This is a genomic window from Azospirillum sp. FG154 (assembly GCF_057809575.1).
On record NZ_JBMDKF010000036.1, the window covers coordinates 39,347 to 49,173 of the forward strand.

Consider the following 9,827-nt stretch of genomic DNA (forward strand, 5'->3'; position numbering starts at 1 on the left):
CGGAGATTGGCGTAGCCCTTGCCCGTTTTTCACCAGCCACGGGTTCATCATGATTCTGTTGCCTGATCGGGCGGACGTCGACGCCGCCCACGCCCGCATCCGCCCCTGGATCCGGCGCACCCCGGTCATCGCGGTCGGCGAGGAGGTCAGCGGCGTCGCCGCGCCGGTTCTGCTCAAGCTCGACCTTATGCAACGCACCGGATCCTTCAAAGCGCGCGGCGCCTTCAGCGCCCTGCTGGCCGCGCCGGTTCCCGACGCGGGCGTGGTGGCGGCGTCGGGCGGGAATCACGGCGCGGCGGTGGCCTACGCCGCAATGCGTTTGGGCCATCCCGCCGCCATCTTCGTCCCCGAGACCGCTCCCCAAGTGAAGGTGGATCGTCTGGCGCGCTGCAACGCCACCGTTCATCGGGTTGGTCGGGTCTATGCCGACGCCTTCGCGGCGGCGTTGGAGCATCAGACGCGGACGGGAGCGCGGCTGTTGCACGCCTATGATGACCCTCTGGTCATCGCGGGGCAGGGGACGGCGGCGGCGGAGTTCGCCGATCAGGCTATCGAAGTCGAAGGTTTTGGGGAACTGGACACCGTGCTTGTCGCTGTGGGCGGCGGGGGCCTGCTGGGCGGGGTGATCGCGGCGCTGGCGAGGCGCGGCGTGCGCATCGTCGCCGTTGAAAGCGTCGGCGCCCCGACCTTGGCGCGGGCGTTGGCGGCAGGGCAGCCTGTCGAGGTTGACGTTCAGGGACTGGCGGCGGATTCCCTGGGCGCGCGGCGCATCGGCGATCATGGATTCGCTCTGGCGCAAGCCCACCTGCACGCCAGCCTGTTGGTGGAGGACGATGAGATCCGCGAGGCGCAACGGCGGCTTTGGCAGGAGTTGCGCCTTGTCGCTGAACCGGGCGGGGCCGTCGCTCTCGCGGCGTTGACGAGCGGGCGCTATCAGACGGGAGCGAAAGAGCGGGTTGGCGTGATCCTGTGCGGCGGCAACACCGACCCGGCGACCCTGTCGTCCTGATGACCGTCCGGTCCGGCGTCGCGTCCTCAACAAACATAGGGGAATGCGCTGATAGTTTAGGATTGTGACTTTCGTCATGTCGCAATGTGACGCCCGGCAGCTATCCAGACAGACGATCGGTCTGGATACTGCGCCCTCAAGAACGGGTCGCAATGGCCCGCCAAGGGGAGGGTCAGGGCATGCGTCGGTCCATCGCCACCGTGTCGCTCAGCGGCACGCTGCCGGAAAAGCTGGAGGCCATCGCGGCGGCGCGCTTTGACGGCGTGGAGATTTTTGAGCCGGACCTGACCGGCTTTCCCGGACGCCCGCGCGACATCCGCGACATGGCCGCCGATCTTGGCCTGACCATCGAACTGTTCCAGCCCTTCCGCAACGCCGAGGGGCTGGGATCCGCCGCCTTCCAGCGGACGCTCCATCGGCTGGAGCGCAAGCTGGATTTGATGGAGGAGTTGGGCGCGCCGCTGATGCTGGTCTGCTCCAACGTCGAACCCGACGCCATCGACGATGACGGCTTGGCCGCCGAACAGTTGCGGGCGATGGCCGAGCGGGCGGGCGCGCGCGGCGTCCGGCTGGGGTACGAGGCGCTGGCCTGGGGAACCCATGTCTCCACCTTCGATCAGGCATGGCGCATTGTTGAGCGCGCCGACCACCCGCATCTCGGCCTGATCCTCGACAGCTTCCACACGCTGGCGCTGCCCCATGATTGGAGCGGAATCGCCGATCTGCCGGGCGAGCGGATTTTCTTTGTGCAGTTGGCCGACGCGCCGCGCCTGGACATGGCGACGCTGATGCTCAGCCGCCATCACCGTTGCCTGCCGGGGCAGGGCGAATTGAACGTCGGCGGATTCACGGAAGCGGTTCTGCGGGCGGGCTACACCGGCCCGTTGTCGCTGGAAATCTTCAACGATTCCCTGCGCAGCGCGCCGACGCGGCAGACCGCCAAGGACGGCATGCGCTCCCTCCTGCATGTCGAGGAGCAGGTCCGCCGGGTCGAGGCGGCGCGGAGGCCGCCAACCGAACCCGCAACCGGCGTGAGCGCGCCGCGCCGGGTGGAGCTGTTCGACCCGCCGACTCCGGCCCGGCTGGACGGCGTCGCCTTCGTCGAATTCGCCGTCAACCACGCCGCGCAAGCCAAGCTGGCCGACGAACTGAAGCGGTTGGGCTTTCGCCGTCTGGGCCGCCACCGCAGCAAGGACGTGGATCTCTACGGGATGGGCGACATCCGGTTCGTGCTGAACGCCGAACCGCATTCGACCGCCCATTCTTATTACCTGCTGCATGGCGCGTCGGTCTGCGCCATCGCCTATGAGGTGGACGACCCGTTGCGCGCGGTGGGCCGGGCGGAAGCCTTCGGCTGCCCGCGTTTCGAGGGGCGGGTCGGTCCGAACGAGTTGTCCTTGCCCGGCATCCGCTCCATCGGCGGCGAGTTGGTCTATTTCACCCGGCGGCGGGACGACGGCACGATTGATTTCGAGACCGACTTCCTGCTGGACGACGGCGGCGCGGCGCAGCCGGACACCGCGCATCGCATCGACCACATCGCGCAGGTGCTGCCCGAAGGGGCGTTGGACGCCGCCGTGCTGTTCCACCGCGCCGTGCTGGATCTGGCGCCGGAGCCGGTGGTCGTTCTGGCCGACCCCTTCGGGCTGGTCCGCAGCCGGGCGATTTCCGACCAACGCCGCCGGGTGCGTTTTCCGCTGAACATCGCCAGCGGGCGCAACACCAGCGCCGCCAAATCGGTGTCCACCTATCTGGGGGCCGGGGTCCATCACATCGCGCTGGAGACCAGCGACCTGTTCGCGGCGGCGGAGCGGCTGCGGGCGAACGGCGTGGCCATCCTGCCGATCCCCGCCAACTATTACGACGACCTCGCCGCCCGCTTCGATCTGGACGAGGATCTGTTGGCGACGATGACGCGGCTGAACATTCTGTACGACCGCCAGGGCGACGGCGAATTTTTCCAACTTTACACCCAGCCATTCGAGGGGCGCTTCTTCTTCGAGCTGGTGGAGCGGCGCGGCGGCTATGACCAGTATGGCGCGGCCAACGCCTCCATCCGCATGGCGGCCTCCAGCCAGCTCGGCGCGCACGACACGCTGGTCGGGTGAGGGAGGCGACGATGCGCGACGGATTGGAGTTTGACGGATCGACGCGGCTGTTCTTCACCATCGGCCATCCGGTGGCGCAGATCCGCATGCCCCGCATCATGCCGCCGGTTTTCGCCGCGCTGGGGATGAACGCGGCGTGGCTGACGCTGGACATTGCGCCGGGCGACTTGGGCGCGGCGTTGGACGGGCTGCGGCGGGTTCGGAATCTCGCCGGGCTGTCGGTGACGATCCCGCACAAGCCGGACGCGCTGGCCCTGGCCGACCGCGCCAGCGACCGGGCCATGGCCGCCGGAGCCGCCAATCTGCTGCGGGTCGAGGCCGACGGGTCGCTGACCGCCGACATCGTCGACGGACTCGGCTTCGTCGAAGGCTTGCGCGCCCGTGGGTTCGAGCCAGCCGGACGGCGGGTTTGGCTGGTCGGCGGCGGCGGGGCCGGATCGGCCATCGCGGCGGCGCTGTGCGAGGCTGGGATCTCCGCCCTGGCGTTGACCGATCTGGATCCCGCCCGCGCCGACGCCTGCCTGAACCGCCTGTCCGCGCTCCACCCGACCATCGCGTTGACGAGAACGGAGCCGGGCCGTCCGCCCGAGGGCTGCGGTCTGGCGGTCAACGCCTCCCCCTGCGGGTTGAAAGCGGAGGATCCGTTGCCCTTCGACCCGGCGCTTTTGCCCCCCGGCGCGCTGGTGGCCGACGCCATCATGAAGCCGCCGGTCACGCCGTTGCTGCGCGCCGCCCAGGCTCTGGGCCACCCGACGCAGCCGGGCCGCCTGATGCTCGACCACCAGATCGCTCCTCTGCTGCGCTTTTTCGGGGTGGAGGCCGATCCGGCGTTGGTTCTGGGGGCCATCCCCGACTGACGCGCCGCCCGCTTATCAGGGACGTTGTTCAAACAAGCACGCGACCAAAAACCAAAAGGGAGGACCCAGAGATGCTTTTCAAAACTGTGACCGCCGCCTTCGCCTTGACCGCCGCCTTCGCCGGATCGGCGCTGGCCGACACCGTGAAGCTGATCGACGTGATCGAGCTGTCGGGGCCGGGCGCGCCCGCCGGAACCAACTGGAAGAACGGCTCCGATCTGGCCGTCGCCGAGATCAACGCCAAGGGCGGCATCCTCGGGCAAAAGATTGAGCTTGTTCATTACGACAGCCAGACCAACCCCGGCGCCACCCGCGCCGCCGTGCAGCGCGCGGTGGACGAGGACGCCTATGTCGTTCTGGGGCCGATCTTCTCCGGCCCGATCAGCGCGTCGATGCAGATCACCCAGCGCGCCGCCGTGCCGCAGATCGTCGGCGGCGAGGCGGCGGCCTTCACCCGCCAGGGCAACAACTACATCTTCCGCACCTCGCTGAACCAAGCCGATTCGATGCCGAAGCTGGCCAATTATCTGCGCGACGAGGTCAAGGCCAAGTCGGTCGCCGTGGTGTGGATCAACAATGACTTCGGCAAGGGCGGCCGCGACGCGATGATCCCGGAGCTGCAAAAGCGCGGCATCCAGATCGCCGCCGACATCGCGACGGAATCCGGGCAGGCCGATTTCGCCGCCGACGCCATCAAGGTGAAAAACGCCAACGCCGACGCCGTTTTCGTCTATCTGAACGAGGAGGAAAGCGCCCGCTTCCTGCGCGCCGCGCGTCAGCAGGGCATCGCCAAGCCGATCATCGGCGAAACCACCCTGCTGGGGGCCAAGGTGATCGAGTTGGCGGGCGACGCGGCGAACGGCGTCAAGGGCCATGTCGGTCTGCTGGTGGACGCGCCCAAGCCGAGCTTCGCCGAGTTCGGCAAGAAATACATGGACAAATACGGTTTCACCTCCGACCACAACGGCATCAAGGGCTACACCGCCGTTTACACGGTCAAGGCGATCACCGAACGGATCGGCAAGTTCGACCGCGAGGCCTTCGCCAAGGCCCTGCATGGCGCGCGCATCGACGTGGCGCAGGAGCCGGGCATTTTGATCGACACCAAATGGACGGCGACCGGCGACGTGGACCGCGAAAGCTTCCTGGTCGAAATCACCAACGGCAAGCCGGTGGTCAAAACCACCCTGCCGATGATTAACCCGTAAGCCAGAATCGCCCTCTCCCGTTTTGGGCTGCGGCGTTCACACATCTTAGCTTAGGCTTAGGCAACTCGTTGGAAGAAAAAAACTTTCCTCCGTCATTCCCGCGAAGGCGGGAATCCAGACTTATCCATAGGGTTCGTCTGGCAAACTCTGGATCCCCGCCTGCGCGGGGATGACGGTCGAAGTCGTCCATCTCCGACCGCTTGGCTGATTGGGCGATGTGTGAAATCCGGTAGCGGAGCGGCAAAGGGAAGGGGCCTGCCGCGCGGCGGCGGAATAGGGGAGGGCGCGCGGTCCGCCGCCGCCCCAATCCTCCTTCACCCAGCCTGCGCCCCGCGACCATTCTTTCAAAAATTCACGGAGGCTGACATGGACCAGTTCCTTCAGCTCATCGTCGCCGGGTTGGCGACGGGCGCGATTTACGCGCTGGCCGCCATCGGCTTCACCCTGGTCTGGCAGACCTCCCAGACCATCAATTTCGCGCAGGGCGAGTTCGTCATGCTGCCCGCCATTCTGGTGCTGACCGCCGCCCATCTCGGTCTGCCGATGTGGCTGGCCTTCATCGTCGGCAGCGCGGCCTTCATTCTGCTGTTCGGCTTCGGCTTCAAACGCTTTCTGGTCGAACCGATGCAACGCCATGGCGTCTTGCCGCTGGCCATCGCCACCATGGCGCTGTCGGTGCTCATCAAGGAAGCCGCCAAGAACGGCTTTTCGGCGGAGGCGCAGCATTTCCCCTCGCTGGTCCCGGAGGGTTCCGTGTCGTTTCTGGGGGCCGCCGTGTCGGCGCGCGACATCGCCATCTTCGTCGTCGCCGTCGCCGCCATCCTGGGCTTGCAAGCCTTCATCACCCGCACCCGCACCGGGCGCACCATGCAGGCGACCGCGCAAAATCCCACCGTCGCCCGCATTCTGGGCGTGCCGGTGGAGCGGATGATCCTGTTGACCTTTCTCATCAACGCCGCGCTGGCGTTGATCGCCTCCTACCTCATCTCGCCGGTCTATCTGGCGAAATTCTCCAACGGCGAAACCATCGGGCTGGCCGCCTTCATCGCCGCCATCGTCGGCGGTTTCAACCAAATCCGGGGCGCGCTGGCGGGCGGCTTCCTGATCGGGCTGATCGACAATCTGGCCGCCGCCTACGTCTCCAGCGCCTACCGCGCCGCCGTGCCGTTGGTGGTTCTGGTCATCGTCATCCTGGTCAAACCCGAAGGTCTGCTGGGTCGCAAAGAGGAGCGCACGGTATGAGCCGCAAGCTGAACGCCAACCTGCTCATCATCCTGATCGCTTTCCCGATTCTGTGGTTCGCGCCCGCCAGTTTGAAAAGCTACGGTCTTTACGTCGTCTCGCTGTGGCTGGTGATGTCGATCGCCGCGATGGGCCTCAATTTGACACTGGGCTACGCCGGGCTGACCTCGCTGGCGCAAGGGGCCTTTCTCGGCATCGGCGCCTACGCCACGGCGATTTTGACGGTCAAGGCCGGGTGGCCGCTGCCCGCCGCCTTTCTGGTCTCGACGGGCCTGTCCTTTCTGGTTGGGATCGTCCTTGGTTTTCCGGCGCTGCGGGTGAAGCATCATTATCTGGCCTTCGTCACGCTGGCCTTTTCCGTCGTCGTCTTTCTGATCGCCCGGAACGAGCAATGGCTGACCGGCGGCGTCTTCGGCTTGGCCAACATCCCGCGCCCGACGCTGTTCGGGGTTGATCTGGGCGGCGGGTTGGCCTTTTACCGGGTGGTTCTGGCGGTCACGCTGGCGCTGACGCTGGTGATGTGGTGGCTGCTGCATTCGCCCTGGGGTCGCGCCTTCCAGGCGATCCGCGAAAATGGGACGCGCGCCGCCAGCCTGGGCGTCGACATCCGCGCCTACACCCTGTTGGCCTTCGCCATCGGGTCGGCCTTTGGCGGGGCGGCGGGGGCGCTGTACGCGCCGCTGGTGGAGTTCATCGACCCGTCCCCCTTCGCGCTGTCGGCCTCCTTCGTGCTGCTGCTGACGGTGGTGGCGGGCGGGGCGGGATCCTTCTTCGGGCCGTTCGTCGGGGCGTTTTTCTCCTACATGCTGCCGGAGCTGCTGCGGGCGACCGGCGGCTGGTACCTCATCATTTACGCCGCCGTGGTTCTGGTTCTGGTGATGGTCAGCCCGACCGGCCTGCTGGGCTTGATCGACCGCTGGCGCGACCACCAATCCCAACGCAAAGCCGCCGCCATCCGCGCCGCCGCCCGCCCGACGCTGGCCAACAGCGCCGAAACCAACCCCAAGGAACAGGGAGCCGCGTCATGACCCGCGTTCTGGACGTCACCGGCATCAAGAAGCATTTCGGCGGGGTGAAGGCGGTGGACGGCGTGTCCTTCCACGTCAACGAGGGCGAAATCCTCGGTCTGATCGGCCCGAACGGCTGCGGCAAATCCACCCTGTTCAACTGCATCCTCGGTCAACTCACCCCGACGGAGGGGGAGGTGCGGTTGGACGGCAAACCGATCACCGGCCTCTATCCGTCGCAGCTCAACCGGCTGGGCGTGTCGCGCACCTTCCAGCTTTTGCAGGTGTTTCCCAACCTGTCGGTTCGGGAAAACCTGATCCTGGCCGGGCAGGAGCACAAGGGCACGATGCTGAAACGCCTGTTCGGCCCGCGCGACGCCGGGTTGACGGCGGAGGCCGACCGGATGATCGCCTTTTTTAAGCTGGACCATCTGGCCGAACAGAAGGCGGGCGGCCTGTCCTATGGCCAGCAAAAGCTGTTGGACGCGGCGATGGCCTTCATGGCGGGGCCGCGTCTGGTGCTGCTCGACGAACCGGCGGGCGGGGTCAATCTGACCATGCTGGAGAATTTGAAGGAGCGGTTGCGGGCGATCAACCGCGAGCTGGGCGCGACCTTCGTGGTGATCGAACACAACATGGATTTCGTCATGAGTCTGTGTTCGCGCGTCGTCGTGATGGCCGAAGGCAAGGTCTTGGCGGAGGGCGCGCCCGCCGCCGTCCGCGCCAACCCCGAGGTCATCGACGCCTATCTCGGCCATTGATCGCAGAACAGGGAACCCAAAGCCATGACCGCTCCCGCCCAACCCATCCTGACCTTGTCCAACGTCGTCGCCGGATACGGCAAGATGACGATCCTCAACGGAACCAGCTTTTCCGTGCCGCGCGGCTCCATCACCACGGTGATCGGGCCGAACGGGGCGGGGAAATCCACCGTCTTCAAGACCATCTTCGGTCTGCTGAACGCGCGCGAGGGCAGCGTCACCTTTGACGGGCGCGACGTCACCAACCGCCCGCCGCGCGATTTGCTGGAGGCCGGGATCTGCTACATTCCGCAGGGCCGCAACATCTTCCCCGAACTGTCGGTGCGCCACAACATCGAGCTGGGAACGGTCGCCGCCGGGCGCGGCCTCACCGATCTGCCCGCGCGGATCGAGGCGGCGCTCGACCGCTTCCCCATTCTGCGCAAAAAGGCCGACCAGCAGGCCTCCACCCTGTCGGGCGGCCAGCAAAAGCAATTGGAGATTGTGCGCGGCCTGCTGCTCGACCCGAAGCTGATTTTGATCGACGAGCCGTCCATCGGCCTGTCGCCGATGATGGTGGCCGAAACCTTTCAAATCCTGCTGGAACAGCGCGACAAGGGCGTGTCGGTGCTGATGATCGAGCAGAACGCCCGTTCGGCGCTGGCCATGTCCGATTACGGGCTGGTGCTGGAGTTGGGCCAGACCCGCATGTTCGACGCCGCTCCGGCGATTCTGGCCGATCCGCGCGTCGGTCAATTGTTCCTGGGCGGCTCGCTGACCGAAAAGAGCGAGGCGGCGTGATGACGATGAATCCGGCGGCGGGACGGCGCAAGGATCTCGACGGGCTGGTCGCGCTGGTCACGGGCGGCGCGTCGGGCATGGGGTTGGAGCACGCCCGCCTGATGGCCGCGCGCGGGGCGCGGGTGGCGATCACCGACGTCAGCGGTCTGGCCCTGGAACAGGCGCAAGAGCGCATCGTCGCCGAGGGCGGCGTGGTGTTGCCGTTGATCGCCGACAATCAATCGGTCGGCAACGCCCGCCGCGCGGTGGCCGACGCCGAACGCGCCTTTGGCCGCATCGACATTCTGGTCAACAACGCCGGGGTCAGCGGCAAGGCGCTGCCCATCGCCGACATCGACGAGGCGGCCTTCGACCGCATGTTCGGCACCCATGTGAAGGGCGCCTTCTTTTTCACCCAGGCGGTGGTTCCGGGGATGAAGGAGCGGCGCTTTGGCCGCATCATCAACATTTCCTCCAACTTCGCCATGTCCGGCAGCGCCGGGGCCAGCCACTACACCGGCGCGAAAGCGGCGCTGCATGGGTTGACGCGGGCTTGGGCGGTGGAGTTCGCCCCCTGGACCATCACCGTCAACACGGTGGCCCCCGGCCTGGTCGAAACCCCGCTGACCCTTGACAGCCTGGGTGCCGACGAAGTCGCCCGCCGCGCCGCGCAATTCCCGCTGGGCCGCATCGCGCGGGCGGACGAGGTGGCCTTCGCCGTGGCGTGGCTGGCCGGACCGGAAGCGGCGATGATGACCGGACAGGTGGTCAGCCCGAATGGCGGAATCTCCATCGTCGGACTTTAATATTTTCCATAATGAAAATTATGAGTTTTTTGATGTGTAGGCGCAATGTCAAAATGTCAGTCCAGCGCAA

9 protein-coding genes are annotated in these 9,827 nt (G+C 66.5%); all 9 read left to right on the top strand.

Annotated elements, in window-relative coordinates; translation table 11 throughout:
• The first annotated feature begins 49 nt into the window (after positions 1 to 49).
• The 9 genes from ACODS4_RS26115 to ACODS4_RS26155 all read left to right on the top strand — a co-directional run bounded on the left by ACODS4_RS26115 (position 50) and on the right by ACODS4_RS26155 (position 9,757).
• Positions 50 to 1,009, top strand: coding sequence for a threonine/serine dehydratase (locus tag ACODS4_RS26115; RefSeq protein WP_488868589.1), 960 nt, complete (start codon positions 50 to 52; stop codon positions 1,007 to 1,009).
• 179 nt (positions 1,010 to 1,188) lie between these two features.
• Positions 1,189 to 3,117, top strand: coding sequence for a bifunctional sugar phosphate isomerase/epimerase/4-hydroxyphenylpyruvate dioxygenase family protein (locus tag ACODS4_RS26120; RefSeq protein ID WP_488868590.1), 1,929 nt, complete (start codon positions 1,189 to 1,191; stop codon positions 3,115 to 3,117).
• An 11-nt stretch (positions 3,118 to 3,128) separates the two neighbouring features.
• On the top strand, positions 3,129 to 3,974 hold the full coding sequence (locus ACODS4_RS26125) for a shikimate dehydrogenase family protein (protein ID WP_488868591.1): 846 nt from the start codon (positions 3,129 to 3,131) through the stop codon (positions 3,972 to 3,974).
• Between the two features lie 71 nt (positions 3,975 to 4,045).
• On the top strand, positions 4,046 to 5,182 hold the full coding sequence (locus tag ACODS4_RS26130; protein ID WP_488868592.1) for an ABC transporter substrate-binding protein: 1,137 nt from the start codon (positions 4,046 to 4,048) through the stop codon (positions 5,180 to 5,182).
• A gap of 366 nt (positions 5,183 to 5,548) precedes the next feature.
• Positions 5,549 to 6,424: a branched-chain amino acid ABC transporter permease gene (locus ACODS4_RS26135; protein ID WP_488868593.1), complete on the top strand. Its 876-nt coding sequence runs from the start codon at positions 5,549 to 5,551 to the stop codon at positions 6,422 to 6,424.
• Positions 6,421 to 7,452: a branched-chain amino acid ABC transporter permease gene (locus tag ACODS4_RS26140; RefSeq protein ID WP_488868594.1), complete on the top strand. Its 1,032-nt coding sequence runs from the start codon at positions 6,421 to 6,423 to the stop codon at positions 7,450 to 7,452. Before ACODS4_RS26135 ends, ACODS4_RS26140 begins: the two co-directional genes overlap by 4 nt.
• Positions 7,449 to 8,192, top strand: coding sequence for an ABC transporter ATP-binding protein (locus ACODS4_RS26145; RefSeq protein ID WP_488868595.1), 744 nt, complete (start codon positions 7,449 to 7,451; stop codon positions 8,190 to 8,192). The genes ACODS4_RS26140 and ACODS4_RS26145 overlap by 4 nt, the downstream gene beginning before the upstream one ends.
• A 24-nt stretch (positions 8,193 to 8,216) precedes the next feature.
• Positions 8,217 to 8,972 (top strand): ABC transporter ATP-binding protein, encoded by a 756-nt coding sequence (locus tag ACODS4_RS26150; protein WP_488868596.1) that lies wholly within the window; start codon positions 8,217 to 8,219, stop codon positions 8,970 to 8,972.
• A complete protein-coding gene (locus ACODS4_RS26155; RefSeq protein ID WP_488868597.1) occupies positions 8,972 to 9,757 on the top strand; it encodes an SDR family NAD(P)-dependent oxidoreductase in 786 nt (261 codons plus the stop codon). The genes ACODS4_RS26150 and ACODS4_RS26155 overlap by 1 nt, the downstream gene beginning before the upstream one ends.
• The last annotated feature ends 70 nt before the right edge of the window (positions 9,758 to 9,827 follow it).